The sequence below is a fragment of the Janthinobacterium sp. GMG1 genome (genome assembly GCF_034427795.1).
GTDB lineage: Bacteria > Pseudomonadota > Gammaproteobacteria > Burkholderiales > Burkholderiaceae_D > Janthinobacterium.
The window spans coordinates 383404-404129 of sequence record NZ_JAXQNT010000006.1; the positions used below are offsets into that span (position 1 = coordinate 383404).

Annotated in this window: 18 protein-coding genes and 1 tRNA gene; 11 read left to right on the top strand and 8 right to left on the bottom strand. The window is 63.4% G+C overall.

The genetic code is table 11. The annotated features are described in order from the left end of the window. Window positions 1–4: 4 nt before the first annotated feature. The 8 genes from phoR to SJI03_RS18415 all read left to right on the top strand — a co-directional run bounded on the left by phoR (window position 5) and on the right by SJI03_RS18415 (window position 8986). Window positions 5–1321 (top strand): phosphate regulon sensor histidine kinase PhoR, encoded by a 1317-nt coding sequence (gene phoR, locus SJI03_RS18380; protein ID WP_035817357.1) that lies wholly within the window; start codon window positions 5–7, stop codon window positions 1319–1321. 73 nt (window positions 1322–1394) lie between these two features. After that, window positions 1395–2591, top strand: coding sequence for a selenoneine synthase SenA (gene senA / locus SJI03_RS18385; RefSeq protein ID WP_322428138.1), 1197 nt, complete (start codon window positions 1395–1397; stop codon window positions 2589–2591). 33 nt (window positions 2592–2624) lie between these two features. Beyond that, entirely contained in the window at window positions 2625–4571 is a 1947-nt protein-coding gene (locus SJI03_RS18390; RefSeq protein ID WP_322428139.1) for an ATP-dependent helicase, read from the top strand. Window positions 4572–4664: 93 nt separating this feature from the next. After that, entirely contained in the window at window positions 4665–5579 is a 915-nt protein-coding gene (locus SJI03_RS18395) for an NAD-dependent epimerase/dehydratase family protein (RefSeq protein WP_322428140.1), read from the top strand. Between the two features lie 395 nt (window positions 5580–5974). Continuing rightward, window positions 5975–6358 carry a LiaI-LiaF-like domain-containing protein gene (locus tag SJI03_RS18400; RefSeq protein ID WP_322428141.1) on the top strand — a complete coding sequence of 128 codons (384 nt, stop codon included), beginning with the start codon at window positions 5975–5977 and terminating at the stop codon, window positions 6356–6358. Continuing rightward, a complete protein-coding gene (locus tag SJI03_RS18405; protein ID WP_322428142.1) occupies window positions 6348–7163 on the top strand; it encodes a LiaI-LiaF-like domain-containing protein in 816 nt (271 codons plus the stop codon). Before SJI03_RS18400 ends, SJI03_RS18405 begins: the two co-directional genes overlap by 11 nt. Before the next feature lie 6 nt (window positions 7164–7169). After that, a complete protein-coding gene (locus SJI03_RS18410; protein ID WP_322428143.1) occupies window positions 7170–8246 on the top strand; it encodes a sensor histidine kinase in 1077 nt (358 codons plus the stop codon). An 11-nt stretch (window positions 8247–8257) separates the two neighbouring features. Then, window positions 8258–8986: a LytR/AlgR family response regulator transcription factor gene (locus SJI03_RS18415; RefSeq protein WP_322428160.1), complete on the top strand. Its 729-nt coding sequence runs from the start codon at window positions 8258–8260 to the stop codon at window positions 8984–8986. On the opposite strand, the gene SJI03_RS18420 is transcribed toward SJI03_RS18415, so the two are convergent. From SJI03_RS18420 to SJI03_RS18430, 3 genes are all read right to left on the bottom strand, one after another. Next, complete coding sequence (locus SJI03_RS18420; protein ID WP_322428144.1) at window positions 8975–11236, bottom strand: ATP-dependent DNA helicase; 2262 nt, start codon at window positions 11234–11236, stop codon at window positions 8975–8977. The two genes, SJI03_RS18415 and SJI03_RS18420, sit on opposite strands and share 12 nt — an antisense overlap. Next, window positions 11233–12885, bottom strand: coding sequence for a VRR-NUC domain-containing protein (locus tag SJI03_RS18425; RefSeq protein ID WP_322428145.1), 1653 nt, complete (start codon window positions 12883–12885; stop codon window positions 11233–11235). The genes SJI03_RS18420 and SJI03_RS18425 overlap by 4 nt, the downstream gene beginning before the upstream one ends. 94 nt (window positions 12886–12979) lie before the next feature. Then, a complete protein-coding gene (locus SJI03_RS18430) occupies window positions 12980–13684 on the bottom strand; it encodes an SMI1/KNR4 family protein (protein ID WP_322428146.1) in 705 nt (234 codons plus the stop codon). Window positions 13685–13839: 155 nt separating this feature from the next. Between SJI03_RS18430 and SJI03_RS18435 the strand changes: the two genes are divergently transcribed. After that, complete coding sequence (locus SJI03_RS18435; RefSeq protein WP_322428147.1) at window positions 13840–15057, top strand: MFS transporter; 1218 nt, start codon at window positions 13840–13842, stop codon at window positions 15055–15057. Window positions 15058–15065: 8 nt separating this feature from the next. After that, complete coding sequence (locus tag SJI03_RS18440) at window positions 15066–15692, top strand: metalloregulator ArsR/SmtB family transcription factor (RefSeq protein WP_322428161.1); 627 nt, start codon at window positions 15066–15068, stop codon at window positions 15690–15692. 26 nt (window positions 15693–15718) lie between these two features. Here SJI03_RS18440 and phaP read toward each other — a convergent pair whose 3' ends face one another. The 4 genes from phaP to SJI03_RS18460 form a co-directional block, all read right to left on the bottom strand. Beyond that, a complete protein-coding gene (phaP, locus tag SJI03_RS18445; protein WP_099380121.1) occupies window positions 15719–16330 on the bottom strand; it encodes a TIGR01841 family phasin in 612 nt (203 codons plus the stop codon). A gap of 107 nt (window positions 16331–16437) precedes the next feature. Continuing rightward, window positions 16438–16632: a hypothetical protein gene (locus SJI03_RS18450; RefSeq protein ID WP_035817380.1), complete on the bottom strand. Its 195-nt coding sequence runs from the start codon at window positions 16630–16632 to the stop codon at window positions 16438–16440. A gap of 47 nt (window positions 16633–16679) precedes the next feature. Further along, window positions 16680–18932, bottom strand: coding sequence for an ATP-binding protein (locus SJI03_RS18455; RefSeq protein ID WP_322428148.1), 2253 nt, complete (start codon window positions 18930–18932; stop codon window positions 16680–16682). Window positions 18933–19034: 102 nt separating this feature from the next. Next, window positions 19035–19463: a winged helix-turn-helix transcriptional regulator gene (locus SJI03_RS18460; RefSeq protein WP_099380118.1), complete on the bottom strand. Its 429-nt coding sequence runs from the start codon at window positions 19461–19463 to the stop codon at window positions 19035–19037. Between the two features lie 116 nt (window positions 19464–19579). Between SJI03_RS18460 and SJI03_RS18465 the strand changes: the two genes are divergently transcribed. Further along, complete coding sequence (locus tag SJI03_RS18465) at window positions 19580–20431, top strand: SDR family oxidoreductase (protein WP_099380117.1); 852 nt, start codon at window positions 19580–19582, stop codon at window positions 20429–20431. A gap of 87 nt (window positions 20432–20518) precedes the next feature. On the opposite strand, the gene SJI03_RS18470 is transcribed toward SJI03_RS18465, so the two are convergent. Further along, window positions 20519–20603, bottom strand: a tRNA-Leu gene (locus SJI03_RS18470). Window positions 20604–20726 lie beyond the last annotated feature (123 nt).

The following is a 20726-nucleotide window of genomic DNA, read 5'->3' on the forward strand; positions in this document are numbered from 1 at the left end:
CTCTATGAATCCGAAATTGCTGTTCTGGGTACCGGCCGCCTTGCGCATGGTGCTGGCGCTGCTGGGCGTGGCCGTCGTCTGGTATCTGTTTGGCGCTACGTATGCGCTGGGCATCGCTTTCGTGCTGATGGCCATGATGGTGTTCGTGCAGCTGTCGTATCTGTTCCAGCTGAGTAATTGGCTGGACAACCCGCAAAGCGCCAAGCTGCCCGACGGCTGGGGCGCCTGGACCAGCATTTTCGCGCGCCTGTACCGCATGCGCCGCGATGACGAGAAAAACCAGGCCGAGCTGACTGAATGGCTGGCGCGTTTCCGCCAGGCCATGCACCTGTTGCCGGACGGCGTCGTCATCATGGACGATGTGCTGTTCCTCGAATGGTGCAACCCGGCCGCCGAGAAACACCTGGGCCTCACGCACGAGCGCGACAAGGGCATGCGCGTGACCAACCTGATCCGCAGCCCCGAGTTCATGGATTACATCATCCTGGGCCGCTACGACCAGCCGCTGACGATCACTTTCCGCAACCGCAAGCTGATCGTGCAGATCATCCCGTTCGAGAACCGCCGCCAGATCCTCGTCACGCACGATGTGACGGAGACGGAACGCATCGAAATGATGCGCCGCGACTTCATCGCCAACGCCTCGCACGAACTGCGCACGCCGCTGACCGTCATCGTCGGCTTCCTGGAAATCGCTTCCGCCGAGCTGGACCTGGACGCCGCCACGCGCGCCGCCCACCTCAAGCTGATGACGGAGCAGGGCCACCGCATGCAGCATCTGATCGAGGACATGCTGACCCTGTCGCGCCTGGAATCGGTCGACTATCCGCTGCGTCCCGAGCCCGTGGATACCAAAAAGCTCATGCAGCAAGTCTTGCGCGATGCCAAGGGGCTGTCGGCCGGCAAGCATGAAGTGACCATGGAATGCAACGGTCCCGACGTATTGGGCAGCTACGACGAGCTGTATAGCGCGTTTGGCAACCTGGCATCGAACGCCGTGCGCTACACGCCGGCCGGCGGCACCATCACTTTGCGCTGGCAGGATGGCCCGGCCGGACCGCAATTCATCGCGCAAGATACGGGCATCGGCATCAGCCAGGAACATATTTCGCGCCTGACGGAACGTTTTTACCGCGTCGACAAGAGCCGTTCGCGTGAAACCCAGGGCACGGGCCTGGGCCTGGCCATCGTCAAGCACGTGCTGCTGCGCCACGGCGGCACCCTAGCCATCCAGTCCGTGGCCGACAAGGGCAGCAGCTTTATTGTCAGCATGCCAAAATCCGTCGTCACGCCGCTACAGGGCGAGCTGCTGGTCAAGTAGGCTGGGGGGCATGGCCCCCCAATGTTTCCTGTGCGACTAGTGCAAGGTTGGCATAAGTCGTTACAATCAGGCCATGACTTTAATCAACGCCTCTTTTCGCCACGCCGGCGCGCAGCAACTGGCCCAGTCGCTGCAGGCCGCGCGCCAGGATACGCTTTCCCTGTTCGACTGTTATGTCAGCGCCGGCCTGGACGTGGTGGCCGGCTTGCCCCGCCATCCGCGCCTCGTTCCGCCCTTGTGGCAACTCGCGCAGATCGCCTGGTTTGCCGAGTGGTTCATCCTGCGCGAAGCCGCTACCAGCCATCCGGCCGACGCCATTTATAACTCCCTGCTGACGCGCGGCGACGACTTGTTCGACGCCAACATGGTCGAGCACCGCGCGCGCTGGAAGCTGGAACTGCCCAGTCCGGGCGCCGTGAAAACGTATTGCCGCGAAGTACTCGACCGGGTGCTCGATAAACTCTCGCGCGAAGCCAATGTCGACAGCGCCCTGGCGCCATACCGGCTGGCCTTGGCACATGAAGACTTGTGTGGCGAAGAAATGCTGGCAGGCTTGCAATGGCTGGGCCTGGAAGCGCCGGAATCCCTGGCAGCCAGCCCGGCCCTGCCGCCAGGCGCGGGCGAGATCGCTTTTCCTGGGGGCAGCATCGAACTGGGCTCGCCGCGCGGGGCCGGGTTTGCCTTCGACAATGAATCACAGCCCCATGCCGTTTATGTGCCGCCGTTTTCCATCGATGCTTGCGCCGTATCAAACGCCCAGTTTGCCGATTTTGTCGCCGACGGCGGCTACCAGAACCGCCAGTTCTGGAGCGCGGCAGGCAGCGCCTGGCTGATGCAGCAGGAGCGCTCGTCGCCCCTGTACTGGCTGCGCGAAGCAACACAGTGGCGCACCATGCGTTTCGGCCAGCGCACGACCTTGCCGCCGAACGAAGCCGTGCGTCACATCAACCTGTATGAAGCGCAGGCGTACTGCGCCTGGGTGGGGCGCCGCCTGGCGACCGAGGCGGAATGGGAGTATGCTGCGCTGTCCGGCCATCCGCGCTTTCACTGGGGCCAGGTGTGGGAGTGGACGGCGACGCCGTTCGAACCGTATCCGGGCTTTGCGGTGGATGCCTGGCGCGAATATTCCGCGCCATATTTCATGCAGCACCAGGTGCTGCGCGGCGCCGCCTTCGCCACGCCGCCGCGCCTGCATTCGGCCCGCATGCGCGCCTTCCATGCGCCCGAACGGGGTGACATCTTTGCCGGCCTGCGCACTTGCGCCTGGTAGCGCGCCGAGAACAGACATTATTTCAGGATACCCTTGAGTACAGATAACGCCCCGCAGTTCATTCCCAAACGCATCACGCCCACGCCGGAGCAGGTCGCCATCCAGACGGCGCAAAAGAAAGTGGTCTTGATCGACGCCAATGCCGGCGCCGCCAAGACGACGACCCTGGCCCTGCGCCTGGCCGAGGCGCTGCACCGGGGCCGCGCGCCCGAGCGCATGCTGGCCCTGGTCTTCACGGAAGCGGCGCGCGTGGCCCTGCGCCAGCGCCTGCTGGAAGTGGGCGTGCCGCTCGGTGTCGTCAAGCGCCTCACGGTCGATACCTTCGACGCCTTTGCCGCCAAGGTGCTGTTGCAGCTGGAAAATATGCAGGTGGCATCCATGCGCAGCGATGAAGAGCTGCGCCCGGTAGCCTGGGAAGCGCTGGAAGTCGTATCGGAGAAATACGCGCACCGTTACCCGCTGGAAATTAATACGACCAACGGGGCGATTGCCGAATTCTTGAAATTGCAGTTGCGCACCAAGGCGCGCCTGGACTTTCAAAATCCTGACTTCGAGAGCAATTCCCTGGACGATAACCTGGAGCTGCTGGGCATGTCGCGCACGCATTATCTGTGGCTGCGCGAATACGAAGGCTTGCGCGGCTCCGACACGGGCGACATCCAGTTCCGCGCACCGTTCGACGCCACCTACGACCTCGTGCGCATGCTCGACGGCGACGAGCCGCTGCGCCAGCAATTGCCAGCCTTCCAGATCATCGTCGCCGATGAATTGCACGATTTGAACGAAGCGTCGTTCCGCCTGCTGACCATGCTGATACGCCGCGGCAACGCGTTTTTCTGCGGCGCCGGCGACAAGGATCAAGTCATCTACACGTGGTCGGGCGCCGACCACCGCTTCCTGCGCCAGCGCTTCGAGCAGGAATTCCCCGCCTTGCAGCGCTTGCCGCTGACGGCTTCCTACCGCTACGGTCCGCAGCTGGCGCAGGCTGTCGGCGTGCTGAAAAACAAGGCCAGCGTGTCGGCCCTGTCGCGCGCCACCCACATCGAGCTGCTGGAGTATGACCATGCGCAACCGCAGGCATGCAGCGCCCAGCTGATCGCGGCGCTCGAACATGCGCATGCGGGCACGACGGCAATCTTGCTGCGCGACCGCGACCAGGCCATCCGCGTGGAAACGGCACTGTTCCAGAGCGGCATCGCGTATGGCCTGGTGGACATGAACAGTTATCTGCTGAGCCTGGAAGTGCTGATGCTGCGCGGCATGGTCGCCATCGCCCGCAAGGATTTACATGCGATCAAGAGCGGCCCGCGCCGCGGCGAAATCCTCGAAGCGCTGGTGGCGTTCGCGGAAATCCCTTTTACGCGCACGGAGTTGCAGCAAGCCAAGGCCGACGTGGCCAACTATCCCGACTTGCTGGAAGGCTTCTTGACGAACCAGCTGGCCAAGTCGCACAACCAGGACAAGGCGGCGCTGACCCTGGCCGCCGTCGATTACCTGCGCGCGCTGCCTCCTGACGCCCCGGCGGGCGACGCGCTGCAGCACATCTTTGGCCTGATGCAGCTGGAACAGACGGCGCGCCGCATCTATGTCGACCCGGCCCAGGCGCGGGTTGTCGCCCGTTCCCTGCATGGTTTTATCGCCGTGTGCCGCGAGGCGGGCGTGGCGCTGGGCGGCTTTGCCGGCTGGCTGGGCGAGATGGAGGAAGCTGTGACGGTCTCGACCGGCAAGGCCAGGCTGGTCATCGCCTGCATCGACCAGATCAAGGGCCTTGAATACAACCACGTCATCTTGCCCTACCTGTCCGTCGATGAATTCCCTCGCAGTAAGACGGACCCGCTGGAAGAAGAAAACCGTTTCTATGTGGCCGCCACCCGCGCGCGCGACAGGCTCACCTTGCTGACGCCGCAAGACCCCGCCTACCGGAGCCGCTACATCGCCGCCCTGCAGCTCAAACAGAAGACTGTTGCGTCCAAGTCATAGATCTTTTGCTGTGTGGCTGCTTTTTGCGAAAGACGAAAGCGGGCATACTGGACTGGTGTGATTGACAGCAATCTAACCAGACAGGAGTGAAGCATGAAGATTTTCTTGACAGGCGCGGCAGGTTTCATCGGCAGTTCCATCGCGGCGGGCCTCGTGCGTGCCGGCCACCAGGTGACGGGCCTCGTGCGCAAACCGGAACAGGTGGCCGAGCTGGCCACCATCGGCGTACATGGTATCGTCGGCACCTTGAACGACCGCGAATTGCTCATCGAGCAGGCGAAGGCGGCCGATGCCGTCATCAATGCGGCCAGCAGCGACCACCGGGGCGCCGTCGAAGCCATCATCGAAGCGCTGGCCGGCACGAACAAGCCGTTCCTGCATACGAGCGGCTCGTCCATCGTGGGCGACGCCTCGGGCGGCGAGGGCACGGAACAGATCTATTACGAAGACAAGTTGCCGGCGCCTACGGCCGACAAGGCGGCCCGCGTGGCCATCGACGACCTGGTCCTGGCCAGCGCAAGCCAGGGCGTGCGCGCGAGCGTGTTGTGCAATACGCTGATCTACGGTCATGGCGCCTTGCCGCGCGACAGCGTGCAGTTGCCACGCCTGCTGAAACAGGCGCGCAAGAGCGGCATCGTGCGCCACGTGGGGCCGGGCCGCAATATCTGGTCCAACGTGCATATCGACGACGTCGTCAGCCTGTATTTGCTGGCGCTGGAAAAGTCGCCGGCCGGCACCTTTTACTTTGTCGAGTCGGGCGAAGCGGCTTTCCGCGACATGACGGCCGCCATCGCCACCGCACTGGACCTGGGCCCCGCGCAGGACTGGCCGCTGCCCGAGGCGATTGCCGAATGGGGTTATGAGATGGCGTCGTATGGCCTTGGCTCCAACAGCCGCGTGCGCGGCGAACGGGCGCGCAAGCTGCTGGGCTGGCAGCCGCAGGGGCCGTCCGTGCTGACATGGATCAAGAATGACATGCTCAACCCGCCGCATGCCGTCGCCGTTTGATGCAGCTCAGCAAAACCCCATCAGTGTGCGCTAGCGAACGGTGCTGTATGGCGATCGGGAGTATGATGGCTTTGCTTGGTTGAGACGCACTGCCGTGAAGTTGGCGGCATGTTCGATCTTCCAGCAGGTCAGCCGGTCGCCTCAAGGATCGGCACCAGATTTCTGTTCGCGTTTGCGCCCTGCGCCACGCGGCTGTGCACTGCAACTCCAGGTCGCGGTGTGGACTGCGAACCCCTTCAAGGCCGGCCTAGCCGGTCTTTTTTTTTGCCTGTTTTTTGCCCTTCATTTCCGCCGTTGCGCCATTCACCGCTGTCTTTCCGCCATTCGCCGAAGCGTTGTTTTCTCCTTCCCGAAATCCGCGTATCTTTACGATCAACCAACTTCAAGGGGTGACCGTGAAACCTGAACCAGCCTATTGCCGCCGTACCCAGCTGCTGTGGGGCGTGCTGCTGATCGCCATCGGCGCCATCGTCCTGCTGGACCGGCTCGATGTGATCTATCTCCACGATTACTATTCACTATGGCATTATTGGCCGGTGATACTGGTCGTTTTCGGCCTGAACAAGCTGCTCACGCCCGTGTCCGCCAAGCAGGTACTGAGCGGCCTGTGGCTGATCTTTTTCGCCGCCTGGTGGTATGCATCGTATGAAGAACTGTGGAACTTGCATTTCTACAATAGCTGGCCCGCCTTGCTGATCGCCTGGGGCGTGGGTTTGGTGCTGGAACCGCTGCTGAACAAACATTTTATTGCCTACCGGGAGTCCGAGCATGAAAAATAAACCGCCGCTGCACTCGCCATCGCAGATCGTGCTGGGCGTCATCGTCATCGGCCTGGGACTGCTGTTCCTGCTCGATAACCTCGGTTTCATCGATGTGCGCTATACCTTCCGCTTCTGGCCCACGGCGCTGATCGTGTTCGGTCTGCTGAAACTGTCGCAAAGCCGCAGCGCGAACGGTTATTTATTGGGCGGCATGCTGGTGCTGCTGGGCGTGGCCTGGACCCTCAAGCACATGGGCATCTTCTACATGAACTGGGACTTGCTGTGGCCCTTGCTGATCATCGGCCTGGGCGTGGCCGTGGTGTCGAAATCCCTGCCCGGCGCGCAGCAGCGCCAGCGTCGCCGTCGCTTTGGCGCACAGCAGGATGGCACGGCAGCGCCTGACTCGTTCGGCCAGGCCAGGAATGGCGCCGTGTCGCTCGACAAGGATGCCGCCGCTGCCACGGCAGCGCCCGGCGCCAGCGGGCGGGCGGACGATGACAGCATCATCGAAGTGACGGCCATCCTCGGCGGTTACGTGCGGCGCGTGTCGTCGCAGCGCTTCAAGGGCGGCGATATCAATGTCATCATGGCCGGCTGCGAAATCGACTTGCGCCAGGCGTCGATCGAAGGCGAAGCCGTGCTCAACGTATTTGCCCTGTGCGGCGGCGTCACCATCAAGATTCCGCCCGACTGGAGCGTCGTGCTGCAGGGCACGCCCATCCTCGGCGGCTTCGAGGAAAAGACCATCGTGCCGCCGAACCAGGCCAAGCGCCTGTACGTGACGGGCTACGCCATCATGGGCGGCCTGGAAATCCGCAACTAGGCGCGCATGTCGGGGCCCTTGTCGAAGCGGCGCAGCGCCGTGGTGGTGTTCCTGGTCTGCATCGCGCTGGGCCTGGCCCTGGCCTTTATCCTGGCCAGGGTGGCGCACGCACCCTGGCTCAATGCCGTCGTGCTGGTGGTGCCCGCCACGCTCGTGTATGCGATCGGTTCCGGCTTTTCCGCGTTTTACCTGTGCCGCGCCTACCCCTTGCACGTCCGCCATCCGCTCGCCATCGCCGGCGTGATGGGCGTGGCGGCCCTGTTCGCGGGCTTGCTGTGGGCCACCCTGCTGCAATTTTTGAACAGCGTCAGCCTGTTGCTGGAGCTGCGCTGGCTGGGCGTGAACCTGACGCAATCGCTGCTGGCCCTGTTCTTCGGCCTGGGTGCGCTGCTGTATTGCCTGGCTGCCGCCGTGCATTATCTGTTGCTGGAATTCGTGCGCGCCAGGATGGCCGAGCAGCGGGGGCTGGAAGCGCAGCTGGCGGCGCAGGAAGCGCAATTGCGCATGCTGCGCACGCAAATTGATCCGCATTTCCTGTTCAACAGCCTGAACTCCATCAGCGCCTTGACGTCTATCAATGCGGCGGGTGCGCGCCAGATGACGGTGCAGCTGGCCAGCTTCTTTCGTCAGAGCCTGAGCCTGGAGGCGCACAAGCACATTACCGTGGAGCAGGAACTGGTGCTGATCCGCCACTTTCTCGCCATCGAGCAAGTGCGTTTCGGCGAACGCCTGCAAGTGGCGGAAACCATCGACGCCGCCGCGCTGGCGTGTCTGCTGCCACCCATGCTGATACAGCCGCTGGTGGAAAATGCCGTCAAGCATGGTATTTGCGGCTTGACGGAGGGCGGCCTGATCGCCATCGAGGCCCGGCGCGTGGGCAGCCTGCTGCAGATCTCCGTGCGCAACCCGGTTGATGCGGATCAAGGGCCACAGCGCGGCAATGGCGTCGGTCTGGAGAACGTGCGCCAGCGCCTGGCCGGCGCGTATGGCCACGAGGCCAGCGTGCACTGGGGCCGGCGCGACGGCCATTTCGAAGTGATGATTTCCATGCCGGCGCAGACCGGCGACACGGAGGATGCATGATGCAGGCAAGAATGCGGGTCGCCATCGTCGATGACGAATTGCTGGCGCGCAGCGTGTTGCGTGAATACCTGGCGCGCCATGACGATATCGACATCGTGGCCGAGTGCGCCAACGGCTTCGAAGCCGTCAAGGCCATCGCGGATCTGGAACCGGAACTGGTGTTTCTCGACATCCAGATGCCGCGCCTCGATGGTTTTGAAGTGGCGGAGCTGATCGGCGCCAAGACGCGTTTGATCTTTGTCACGGCCTACGACCAGTACGCCTTGAAGGCGTTCGAATGCCATGCCCTGGACTATCTGCTGAAACCGTTCAGCGAACAGCGCTTCGACCAGGCGCTGGCCCATGCGCGCGCCAGCCGCAGCACGCCCGAGACTGTGCTGACGCTGGCACGCGAGGCGGCCACGCGCAGCGCGCCGCTGGACCGCGTGCTGATACGCGACGGCGCCAAGGTCCACGTGATCGCCAGCGCGCGCATCGACTACATCGAGGCGCAAGATGACTACATCAGCATCCGTTCCGAGGGCAAGTCCTACCTGAAAAGCCAGACCTTGGCGGAACTGGAGACCCAGCTCGACCCCGCCAAGTTCCTGCGCGTGCACAGGTCGTATCTGCTCAATATCGACGGTATCCGCCGCATCGAGGCGGCGACGAAAGACAGCCACGTGGCCATCCTGCGCGATGACACGAGGATACCCGTCAGCAAGGCGGGCTACCAGAAGCTTAAGATATTAGTTGGCTAGCTGCACATCCCACCACGTGGGTAGCAGCTGACGGATTTCAGGGCGCGAAAAGCGGTCGTCGATCAGGTAGACGACACCCTTGTCCGACTGCGTGCGGATGACCCTGCCGGCCGCCTGCACCACCTTTTGCATGCCCGGATATAAATAGGTGTAGTCGTAGCCGGCGCCGAAGATATCGCCCATGCGCTGGCGGATCTGCTCGTTGACGGGGTTGATCTGTGGCAAACCGAGGGTGGCGATGAAGGCGCCGATCAGGCGCGCGCCGGGCAAGTCGATGCCTTCGCCGAAGGCGCCACCGAGCACGGCAAAGCCGATGCCGCGCGTGTCCAGGCCGAAGCGGCCCAAAAATTGCGCGCGGGAAGTGTCGTCCATGCGGCGCGGCTGCTGCCAGATGGGCACGTCAGGGTAATGCTGGGCAAATAAGTGGGCCGTCTTTTCCATGTAATCGAAGCTGCTGAAGAAGGCCAGATAGTTGCCCGGCGTTTCCGCGTATTGCTTCGCCATCAGCTGGGCGATGGGCAGCAGCGAGGCCGCGCGGTGCTGGTAGCGCGTGGAAATGGTGTCGGCCACGCGCACGGACAATTGTTCCGCCTGGAACGGCGATTCCACATCGACCCAGGCCGTGTCGGCTGGCATGCCCAGGGTGTCGCTGTAGTAATTCCACGGGCTCAGGGTGGCGGAAAACAGGGCCGTGCTGTGGCTGGCCGCGAAGCGTTCCTTGAGAAACGGTGCCGGGACGATGTTGCGGATGCAGACGGTGGAACCCGTCTCCGTTTTGCTGACGTCGAACAGCGAATGCGCGCCGAAGCTTTCCGCCAGGCGGTTGATCAGCAGCACATCGAAATAGAAGCGCTGCAAGTCGTCATCGAGCGTGGTCGCGTGTTCGGCCATGTAGTCGCCGATGGCCGTGGCCACCCCTTGCAGGGCGCCAAAGAATTTGTCGGGCAAGGCGGGATGCACGTGGTAATCGCCATCCTGTTCTTTCAGCAAAGCCGTCCACTGGCGCGAGAGGCGGTCGAGCGGCTTTTTCAAGGCGTCGGGCGCGAACTTGCGCAGCATTTTCAGGTCGATCTGTGCCAGCTCGGCCGAATACATGCTGCGCGCGCGCGACACCATATTGTGCGCTTCGTCGACCAGCACATTGACTTTCCAGTCGTGTGCCAGGGTCATGCCGTACAGCATGGCGCTGAGGTCGAAATAATAATTGTAGTCGCCGATGACGACGTCGCTCCAGCGCGCCAGCTCCATGCCCAGGTAATACGGGCAAATACCCTGCTGCAAGGCGATGGCGCGCACGGCTTCCTTGTCCAAAATCAAACCGCTGGCCAGCGCCACCTCGCGCGCCAGCGGCAAGCGGTCGTAAAAACCCTTGGCCAGCGGACACGATTCGCCGTGACAGGCTTTGTCAGGATGTTCGCAGGCGCTGCTCTTGGCGCTCAGTTCCAGCACGCGCAACGGCAGCAGCGGGGCACTGTCCTTGAGGATGGCGCAGGCGTCGAGCGCCATTTGCCGCCCCGGCACCTTGGCGGCCAGGAAAAACAGTTTATCGAGACCATGCGCGGCCGTGGCTTTCAACATGGGAAACAGGCTGCCCACCGTCTTGCCGATCCCCGTTGGCGCCTGCGCCAGCAAGCCGCAGCCACGGCTGCTGGCCTTGTACATGGCTTCGGCCAGCTGGCGCTGGCCCGGACGAAAGTCCGCGTGGGGAAAGGCCATGGCCGTGAGCTGCGCGTCGCGGCTGGCGCGGTGCGCCATTTCCTGCTCGGCCCAGTCGAGGAAGAGGGCGCAATGCTGTTCGAAGAACAGACGCAGCGCCTCGGCCGTGCATTCCTCGTGCATGACGGTTTCCTTCTGGCTCACGATATCGAAATACACGAGCGCTACGCGCAGCATGGGCAAGTTCAGCTGCTGACACAGCAAATGGCCATAGATGCGCGCCTGCGCCCAGTGCAGCTGGCGGTGGTTGGCGGGCATGGTGTCCAGCTCGCCCCGGTAGGTCTTGATCTCTTCCAGCTGGCGCCGCGCCGGGTCGTAGCCATCGGCACGGCCCCGCACGTGCAGGGGGCCGAAGTCGCCGCACAGGCTGATTTCGCGCTCGTAGTCGTCATCGCGCCGGCTCGTCACGGTGGCGTGCCCGGCCATGCCTTCCTGCGCCGTGGGGGACGGTGTGAAACGCAAGTCCAGGTCGCCCACCTTGGCCGTGAATTCGCACAGGGCGCGCACGGCGATGGTGTAAGTGTTGCGGCTCATGCTGCCGCCTGCCATTGCAGGTAGCACACGCTGACGGGCATGGCGTGCTCGGCGCAATACGCGATCCAGCGCAGCTGGTTGTCTTGCAGGCGGTCGCCCGGACCCTTGACTTCGATCATGCGGTAGCGCCGATCCGCAGGCCAGAACTGGATCAGGTCGGGAAAGCCGCTGCGGTTGCTTTTGATGTCGAGCAAGATGCGCTCGAACGCCTTCTTCAGGTGCGCGGCCGGGATGCAGGCCAGCGCCAGGTCCAGCAAGCCGTCGTCCAGTACGTCCCAACTGACGAAGGGCGAGACGATACCGTGTTTGGCGGCAAGCGTGGCGCGGATGGCGGCGTGGTAGCGGCCGTCGTCCAGTTGCGCCAGGCAAGCGGCGAAGTCGCCGCTGCGGCGCTGGTAAAAATCGGCGCTGTGCAAGTCGGCCGGGCCACGGTGGAACGGGTGGAAGAAGGCGCCGGGCATGGCCTTGAAGATGGCGGGCCAGCACAGCAGGCCGAACAGCGAGTTGATCAGGGTGTTTTCCACGTAATACACGGGTGCGTCGTCCTGCATCAGGTGTTGCTGCACCACCGCTTCCACGTAGCACGCCTGTTCCGGGCAGGGCAGCAGCAGGTCGATGCGCTCCACGGCGGCGGCTGCATTGGCCGCCTGCTTCGCATGGCCCAGCTTGCGCCGCAAACGGGGCGCCATGCGCAGCAGCAATTGCTGTTCCGCTTCGCTTTCCGGCGCCGCGAGGGCGATCGTCAGGCGCTCGTAGGCCGCCTGCGGCTGTTCATCCTTCTCCAGCACGCGGATGGCGCGGCCACGCGCGCCCGGATAGCGGCAATCGGCGTAGGCGCGGTAGGCGGCCGGCCAGTCCTGGCATTTCTCCAGGTGTTGGGCGATCTGGAAGCGCAGCTTGTCGCGCCGGCTGGCCAGCCAGGTATTGTCCTCGGGCAATGGCAGCGCAGCCAGTTCCTGCAGCACTTCGTCGGCCGGCGCGCTGTCGTTGTAGCGTTCGCGGCACTGGTGCAGCACTTCATAGTGCTCGATATCCTGGCGCGTGCGAAAACCGCGCGACTGCGGCGAGAATTCCACCTTTTCGTATTGGTACACGCCGAGGTCGGACAGCACGAATTCCGACCAGTCCTGGTGATAGTTGCCAAAATAAATCAGGCGCAGGCGGTCGCACAGCGCTTGCAGGCCGATGCGGTACAGTATGTCGGTGCTAGCCGGATGCCACGCGGAGAACGGTTGACTTTCCCCATGCTGCTCGCGCAAGGCGTCCAATTGCTCCGCCTTGCGCGCCGCCTTCAGGGACGCGGCAAGGTCGAAGGCCTGGGCGATTTCCGCTTTCAGCAGCAGTTCGAACAGTTCGTCGAGCGAAATGGCAGGATCGGCTTCCACCCAGCTAGTTGCCAGCAAGGGCAGGGCGGCGGCGCGCGTGTCGCCGATTTCCGGGTAATTGAGCTTGCTGGCGCGAAACAGGCAGCCCTTGCGCATGACGAGGCGCACGAACAGGGCGCGCGACGGCTGCGGCAGGGCGCCGAATGCGGCGATGAACTGCGTCTCTTCAGGCCTCAGCAGATCGGCGTAACGCGCGCTGATCCAGTTCAGCACATCCTGGAAATTATCCAGATAGTACAGGGGATTTTCCAGGACTCTCAACATGGGGATGGCAATAGGGCAAGATGCAAAGTGATGGGTTTTACTGTGTTTATATACAGTTTAAACCTTCAGCCGTCGCTTGCCCAGCGAATTATGTTCAGCCAGCCGTGCTGTAGGTAAAACAGCTGTCGAACTTTTCGTAGGGAATCAGTTCGGCGCGCAGGCTGGCCAGTTCGATGTCGGTCAGCAAGCCCCGGTGCGCTTCCTTGCGTCCCTTCGGCAGCAGCACGTCGTAATCGAAGATGTCCCTGGCCAGCAGCGTTTGCAGCACGTCGGCTTGCCGCGCCGTCAGGTAGCGCGCATGCGTGCCCAGGGTTTTTGTCAGTTGTTCCTTGAATTGCTCGTCGCTGACGTCGTTGTACGTGTCCTGGTCTGCCATGCTGTTCAACAACATGTGAACCATGAAATCCTGCAGGTTTTTCGCCAGGTACTGGGCTTCATTCTGGTCATGCCACAGCAGCACGATGGGCATCTCGCCATTTTGCTCGCCTGACGCGAAAAAGCAGTAGTGGTCGCCCGCGCCCGTTTGCGCGAACGGGATGAACTGGTGGGCGGGGTCGATCTGCCGGTAGTCGTCTGCGTCCAGCAAGCTTTCCACGGCGTCGGCAACGGCCTTGACATTGAGCAATTCGAAATCGTCCGCATGCAGCAGCAGGGTGGGGCGATCTTTTAATGTGGGAAACACCAGCTTGTACCAGTCGGGTCCATATTCACCCACGGCCAGCATGCCGTCGCGCTCAAGCTGCCGATACAGCGCAGGATAGGTAAAGCCGTGTTGATGTTCCATTTCTGACAGTGTCATGTTTGCCCTGTTAAACGTGAGTCATGAGGCGATGATAACCGAGGCGATGGCGTGCACGCTTCAGTGCGGCAACGGTCAACATAATTAATAAACTTTTTAGTTTACTTATGTGGCGTGCTCACGTAGCCTTGCCAGACAACCTATATCGAGCCCGCATGAAAAACATCATCCTGATTTCCGCCGCCTGTTTGCTGGCGCTGCTGTCGACGATCGGCGCCTCCTTGCCATACCCGATCCTGCCGCCCCTGTTCGCGGCCGAAGCGCCGAATGCCTTCAATAATTTCCTCGGCTTGCCATCGAAACTGCTGTTCGGCCTGGCGCTGACCATCAACCCGCTGGGCTTGCTGATCGGCTCGGCCTTGCTGGGACCGCTGTCGGACCGCTATGGCCGCCGCCCCTTGCTGATGCGCACGGCCGTGGGCGCCGCCATCGGCCACGCCATCACGGCCTGGGCGCTCGTGATTCAGTCGTATCCGCTGTTCATCGTCGCCCGTTTCATCACGGGTTTGCTGGAAGGTAATGGCGCCGTGGCGCGCGCCATGCTGGCCGACCAGCTGACGGGAGCGCTGCGCCTGCGCGCCATGTCATGGCTGAACGGCGCGTTTTACCTGGGCTGGCTGGTCGGGCCGATCTTGGCGGGCGCGACCCTGCATTGGGGCGTGACGGTGCCATTCTGGATCGCCGCCGCCGCGCTGATGCTCGTCGCCGTGCTGGTGGCCGTGGGCTTGCCGCGCGAAACGCCCTCGCTCTTGACGACGTCATGGTGGCAAGTGGCGCGCGACCGCCATTCGCTGAACCTGCTGCGCCATGAGGAGCTGCGCACCCTGTTCATCGTGCAACTGGCGCTGACCTGCGGCGTGGCCAGCTTTTACGAGTTCTATCCGCTGTGGCTGGTCGAGACGGCGAATTACCATGCACAGGAGATTGCCTGGGTGAATGTGGGCCTGTGCGGCACGATGACGGTCACGTCCTTGCTGGCGGGCGGTCCCAGCCGCCATGCGCCGCTGCTGCGGGCCAGCTGGTATGCGTGCGGCGTGGCGCTGGCCGTCGGGATCTTGGCGCTGGGTAATATCTGGGTGGGCATCGCCGCCATCGTGCTGTTCGGCATTCCGAACGCCCTGTACAACACGGTGATCCAGGGCTGGTGCGCGGAGCGCTTCAGCGCGCACGGGCAGGGCGCCGTGATGGGCTTGCTGGCCACCACCTTTTGCATCGCCAACATTGTCGTCGCCCTCAGCGGCTCCGTGCTGACCCTGATCGATACGCGCCTGATCCTTGTCGCGGGCGCCTTGTCCGCCGCGTGGGCTGCGTGGCGCATGGCGGCCTGGCGCCGCCAGCTGGCTGGCGTGGGAGAGGCAAAGGCGGTGGCATGAGCATGAACATGAGCACGTCGGAGCAGACCCTGTTCCTGCTGAAGATGCGCGGGCCGCAGACGGCGCAGCAGCTGGCGGCCTTGCTCGATATCACCTCCATGGGCGCGCGGCGCCAGCTGGAAGCGGCGCAGGACAAGGGCCTGGTGGCGTACGGGGACGTAGCCGACAAGGTGGGCCGCCCGTCGCGGCGCTGGGCGCTGACGCAGCAGGGCCACGCGCGCTTCCCTGATCGCCATGCCGACCTGACCCTGGAATTGATAGCGCAAGTGAAAACCCTGTTCGGCGACGAGGGCCTGGATAAACTGATCGGCGCGCGCGAACGCAGCAGCGAAGCGGCCTACGCCAGGCTGGTTGACCCTGGGCTTGCGCTGGCGCAAAGAGTGGACAGCCTGGCGCGGGCGCGCGATGGCGAAGGTTACATGGCCCATGCCGAGCCGCAGGACGATGGCAGTGTCTTGCTGGTGGAAAACCATTGCCCGATCTGCGCAGCCGCCACGGCATGCCAGAATTTCTGCCGCTCGGAGCTGGCCATCTTTCAGCGGGTATTGGGGGACGATTGCACGGTCGAGCGCAGCGAATATCTGCTGCAGGGGGGGAGGCGCTGCGTGTACCGGATCATACCTATCGGGACCTGAGGACTCAGGCCCCGATAGTTGCGAATTTACTTCTTGGCAGCCTTCGGCTTGGCGGCAGGCGCCGCCTTTTCAGCCGTTGCCGTTGCGCCGCTCGTGGCCTTTTCCGTTGCCTGCGCCACTTGCGCGCTGGCCTTGGCGATCTGCTCTTCCACGGTCTTCACGGCCTGTTTCGTGGCCTTGGTCACTTGCTCGTAGCCGAGGAAGGCGTTGTCGATGGCGGCCTTGACGATGGCTACGGCGTTTTCCGAGCCTGGCGGCACGTTTTTCGTGACGTCGTAGATCAGGGCGCTCAGATTGCTTTTCGCTTCGGCCACGTGGGCTTCGGCAGCCGTGGTGAATTCCGTGTGGATTTCCTTGATGATGTCGTCGAGTTGCTGTTTATACGCTTTGGCGCCGGCCACGCCCGGTTGCAGCTGGGCGGCGGCGGCGGCCATGGCGGCCTTCGGATCCTTGGCCTGGCTGATTTCCTTGCTGGCGGCGAGGCCATCCTCGATGCCGGACTTGGCAGTGGCCATGTTCAGCGCCAATACCTGTTCCACGCCTTGCACGGCCTTGGAGGTGAGGGTGTTGAAGGTCATCAGCTGGAATTCAAACAGGGCCTTGGTGGCCGTTGCGAATTGTTCGGGATTCGTAAACATGTGGTCTCCTCGGTTTGAATAGATACGTTCTTATCGTTCCATACTCTTTCGACGCCGCATTGCCATCGCTTGCTTTCAAGCCGGTGCCCCGTGTGGTCATGGCCCCATTATTTAACAAGCGCCGGTTTTTCGCAACGGCTATCTTTGTACGGTCCCGAGGCCAGTTCCCAGCCAAATCCCAGGGTCGACTGGGCGCACGACAGGGTGCCGTCGATCTTGCTGCGCCATTTGTACCAGGGGGCGGGTCCGGCCATTGCGCAGGCGCAAACTGCCAGCAGGGCGGCGGCGGTCAGGTATTTCATGGGTACTCCGAAAGAAATGCTTGCTGGCATTGTAGCGCGCCTGCCCTTCAGGGGGCGGGCGCTTGCGGCGCGGCGGTGGGCAGTTGCAGGGTGAACGTGGTGCCGCCGCCGTCACCGGTGCTGCTGGCAACATGGATATGGCCACCCAGCACGCCCGTGACGATGTTGTGCGCCACATGCAGGCCCAGGCCCGAGCCACCGGAACCGAGCTTGGTCGTGAAGAAGGGATCGTAGACATGCACCAGGTCGTCGGCGGCGATGCCCACGCCCGTGTCGGCGATGGACACGGTGATCGTCTGCCCGTCGTCGCTGCCGCGTGCCGTGATGGCGATGTTGCCGCCACTGCGGCCCTCAAAGGCGTGGCGCAGGCAATTTTCCAGCAGGTTGCTCAGCACCTGGCCCAGTGGACCGGGATAGCTGTCCATGGCCAGGCCGTCCGGCACATCCTGCGTCAGGCTCAGGCCGGCGGCCTTGAGCGGCGTGGACAGGGGCAGCATCAGTTCGGCGACGAACTGGCGCAGCAGGAAGTGGCGGCGCTGCGAGCTGGCGCGGTCGACGGCGATCTGTTTGAAGCTTGAAACGAGGTCGGCGGCGCGCTGCAGGTTGCGCAGCATGATGGCGTCCGCCTCGCTGGCCTGGGTCAGGTAGGCGCCCAGTTCGGAGCGGCGCAGGCCGTCGAGGAAGCTGGCCTGGATTTCGCGCGTGCGTTCGGCCATGGTGGTGGCCACCACGAGGCCGTTGCCGATCGGCGTATTGAGTTCATGCGCGATGCCGGCCACCAGCGCACCGAGCGCGGCCAGCTTGTCGCGGCGCACCAGTTCTTCTTGCGTGATGGACAGGTTTTCCAGCGCGGCGGCCAGTTCGAGATTCGTTTGCTCCGAGTGTTCCTTGGCCTGCGTCAAGGCTGCCGTGCGTTCGGCCACCAGGTCTTCCAGGTGGGCGCGGTGGCGTTGCAGCTCGCGTTCGTGGCGCATGCGGCCAATCGCGATGCCGGCCAGGTCGGTCGCCGTGTCGATCAGTTCCAGATCGCGCGCGTCGGGCTTGCGCACTTCGCGGTAGTACATGGCGAAGGACCCGAGCACGGCGCCATCCTGGCCGAAGATGGGGCGCGACCAGCAGGCGCGCAAGCCGAATGGCGCGGCCAGTTCGCGGTAGGGCGCCCACAGCGGATCGTGCATGATGTCGGTGACGACCACCGGTTCGCGCAGGAACATGGCCGTGCCGCAGGAACCCACGCCGTCGCCGATGGCCACGCCTTCGAGCAGGGCCATGTACTCGGCCGGCAGGCTGGGGCCGGCCGCGCTGTGCATGTGGACGCCGTCGTCGTCGAGCAGCATGATGGAGCAGAGCACGCCGCGCGACTGGCCTTCGATCAGGAGCAGCAAGTGGTTCAGGGTAGGGATCAGCGGCGCGCCCTTGGCGACCATTTCCAGCAGGGCGCTCTGGCCCGAGCGCATGGCTTCGGCGAGGTTGCGTTCAGTCAAGTCGATGATGCGCGCATGCACCAGCTGGCGGCCCGGCACGGACAGGCGCATCAGGCGGATTTCGCAGGCGATCGGGTGGCTGTCGCGGTGGCAGCAGCTGGCGCGAAAGACGACGATCTTGCCTTGCAAGGTATCGCGGATCTTTTCTTCCAGCAATTGCGGCGAGGCGCGGCCATCGTCCTGATGCCTGGGAAACAGCGGCTCCATGCCGCCTTGCAGCAGCTCGGCCAGCGGCATGCCGAACAAGTCTTCGGCCAGGTGGTTGGCGTCGATCAGCAGGCGGTTGTCGATGTCGAACAGCAGCACGGCATCGGGCGAACCGGCCAGTATGGAGTGGTAATTGACTTCCAGCGTTTGCGGATGCAGGGGGCGCGGCGGCGTGGCAGGCGTAGTGTAGGGGCGGGCAGCGGGCGCCTCGGCCTTGTGCAGCGCCAGTTCCATGAGGATTTTTTCCGCCACGTCGCGCGCATTGAAGGGCATCTTGATGTAGTCGGAGGCGCCGGCACCCACGCTGCGGCCTTGTTCCTCGGCGCTGGGAGTGGCCGACATCAGCAGCAGGGGCACGCTGTGGCGTCCGCCCGCATTGCGCAGGCGCATGCAGGTAGCGCCGATATTCGTGCCTGCCAGGGCCGCGTCGAGCAGGATCAGGTCCGTGCCGCCGGCCGCCAGTTCCACGCCTTCGTCGATATCGCCCGCCAGTCCCGTACCCAGGTTATGCCGGTCCAGCACATACAGCAGTTCGCGCACATCGTTCGGCGAATTGCTGACCAGCAGCACATTGGCCCGGTCGGTGATGGAAGAAATCAACTGGTTCATGGTGTCGCGCCCTTACGCGTTTCATGGGCCTAGTATTACATCAAGGCAAGTAGGAGTAAACGATAATTCTTGATGACTAAAAGCAATGCGGATGGCTCTCGTTTACGCGGCCTTTTGCGCTGCGGGAGCCGTGGCCAGGTCGGTGCGCGCCTGTTCGATGCGCGGGTAATTATCCTCGATCCAGTCGACCAGCACGGCCAGGCGTTCGGCCGCTTCGTGTCCCAGCGGCGTGAGGCTGTATTCCACCTTGGGCGGTATCACCAGATACGCCTGGCGCAGCACGAAACCGTCGCCCGCCAGTGCTTCCAGGGTTTGCGCCAGCATTTTTTCGCTGACGCCGCCCACTTCCCGGCGCAGTTCGCTGAAGCGCCGCGTGCCGCTCAGCAGTAGCACCAGCACCAGCACGGCCCAGCGGCTGGTGAGATGGCTGAGCACGGCGCGCGACGGGCAGGCCGCCGCCAGCAGGTGCGCGCCCTGGTTCTGGCGGGCGAGGGCGGCGCGCATGCTGGCGCCGGGAGTGTCTGTGGACATGATAGTTGGCCTTGTTAATTGAGATCTTGCTCATACTTACCAAAAGGTACGTACTTACAATAAGTAAGTAATAGTCCTATTATAGGGTTTTACCACCCACGTACCAAGGAGAAATCATGATCGTCATCACCGGCGCCACAGGCAATCTGGGCCAGCACGTCATCGCCAGCCTGCTCACATCCGTCCCCGCAGCCAATATCATCGCCGCCGTGCGCAACCCGGCCAAGGCCGCCAGCCTGTCCGCCCAGGGCGTGCAGGTGCGCCAGGCCGATTACAACGACGGCGCCAGCCTCGATGCGGCTTTCAAGGGCGCAACGAAAATCTTGCTGATTTCGTCGAGCGAAGTGGGGCAGCGCGCGCAGCAGCACCAGAACGTCATCGATGCGGCCAAGCGGGCCGGCGTGGCCCTGCTGGCCTACACCAGCGTCTTGCGCGCCGATACGTCGCCGCTGGGCCTGGCCGCCGAGCACGTGGTCACGGAAGCGGCCATTCGCGCATCCGGCCTGCCGTACACTTTCCTGCGCAACGGCTGGTATCTGGAAAACCATACGGAACACCTGGCGCCCGTGCTTGAGCATGGCGTCGTGCTGGGCGCGGCGCAAGACGGGCGTTTCTCGTCCGCCGCGCGTCGGGACTACGCTGCTGCCGCCGCTGCCGTGCTGACGGCGGATCAGCCGCAAGCGATCTATGAACTGGCTGGCGACCAGGGCTTTACCCTGGCGGAATATGCGGCCGAAGTGGCGCGCCAGTCGGGCAAGGCGATTGCGTACAAGGATATGCCGCAGGCGGACTTCAAGGCGGCGCTGGTGAGCGTGGGCGTGCCGGAAGGCTTTGCCGAGCTGCTGGCCGATTCCGATGCGGGCGCGGCCAAGGGTGGCCTGGAAGACCATGGCAAGCAATTGAGCGCGTTGATTGGCCGTCCGACGACGAGTCTGCATGACGCCGTGAAGGCGGCGCTGGCCAAATAAGGGGAGGGTGCCGCAGGGATGCGGCATTCTGGAATGAAAAAAGCCGCAAACTCGTGAAAGTTTGCGGCTTTTTTGCGAATTAGGTAATGGTGCCCACGAAGGGACTCGAACCCCTACACCCGAAGGCACATGGACCTGAACCATGCGCGTCTACCAATTCCGCCACGTGGGCACTGATGCTGCTACTACTGATATCTCACTACTGTACTGCGGACTACAACGAAAACGACTCGTTGCTGGTGGTGCCCACGAAGGGACTCGAACCCCTACACCCGAAGGCACATGGACCTGAACC

What these genes read in the sequence shown, in the direction of transcription:
- phoR (WP_035817357.1), top strand. Translation starts at nt 5, where the DNA reads ATGAATCCGAAATTGCTGTTCTGGGTACCGGCCGCCTTGCGCATGGTG.
- SJI03_RS18395 (WP_322428140.1), top strand. Translation starts at nt 4,665, where the DNA reads ATGAAGATTTTCTTGACAGGCGCGGCAGGTTTCATCGGCAGTTCCATC.
- SJI03_RS18430 (WP_322428146.1), bottom strand. Translation starts at nt 13,684, where the DNA reads ATGACACTGTCAGAAATGGAACATCAACACGGCTTTACCTATCCTGCG.
- SJI03_RS18455 (WP_322428148.1), bottom strand. Translation starts at nt 18,932, where the DNA reads ATGAACCAGTTGATTTCTTCCATCACCGACCGGGCCAATGTGCTGCTG.
- SJI03_RS18415 (WP_322428160.1), top strand. Translation starts at nt 8,258, where the DNA reads ATGCGGGTCGCCATCGTCGATGACGAATTGCTGGCGCGCAGCGTGTTG.
- SJI03_RS18450 (WP_035817380.1), bottom strand. Translation starts at nt 16,632, where the DNA reads ATGAAATACCTGACCGCCGCCGCCCTGCTGGCAGTTTGCGCCTGCGCA.
- senA (WP_322428138.1), top strand. Translation starts at nt 1,395, where the DNA reads ATGACTTTAATCAACGCCTCTTTTCGCCACGCCGGCGCGCAGCAACTG.
- SJI03_RS18465 (WP_099380117.1), top strand. Translation starts at nt 19,580, where the DNA reads ATGATCGTCATCACCGGCGCCACAGGCAATCTGGGCCAGCACGTCATC.
- SJI03_RS18405 (WP_322428142.1), top strand. Translation starts at nt 6,348, where the DNA reads ATGAAAAATAAACCGCCGCTGCACTCGCCATCGCAGATCGTGCTGGGC.
- SJI03_RS18440 (WP_322428161.1), top strand. Translation starts at nt 15,066, where the DNA reads ATGAGCACGTCGGAGCAGACCCTGTTCCTGCTGAAGATGCGCGGGCCG.
- SJI03_RS18420 (WP_322428144.1), bottom strand. Translation starts at nt 11,236, where the DNA reads ATGAGCCGCAACACTTACACCATCGCCGTGCGCGCCCTGTGCGAATTC.
- SJI03_RS18435 (WP_322428147.1), top strand. Translation starts at nt 13,840, where the DNA reads ATGAAAAACATCATCCTGATTTCCGCCGCCTGTTTGCTGGCGCTGCTG.
- SJI03_RS18460 (WP_099380118.1), bottom strand. Translation starts at nt 19,463, where the DNA reads ATGTCCACAGACACTCCCGGCGCCAGCATGCGCGCCGCCCTCGCCCGC.
- SJI03_RS18410 (WP_322428143.1), top strand. Translation starts at nt 7,170, where the DNA reads ATGTCGGGGCCCTTGTCGAAGCGGCGCAGCGCCGTGGTGGTGTTCCTG.
- SJI03_RS18425 (WP_322428145.1), bottom strand. Translation starts at nt 12,885, where the DNA reads ATGTTGAGAGTCCTGGAAAATCCCCTGTACTATCTGGATAATTTCCAG.
- phaP (WP_099380121.1), bottom strand. Translation starts at nt 16,330, where the DNA reads ATGTTTACGAATCCCGAACAATTCGCAACGGCCACCAAGGCCCTGTTT.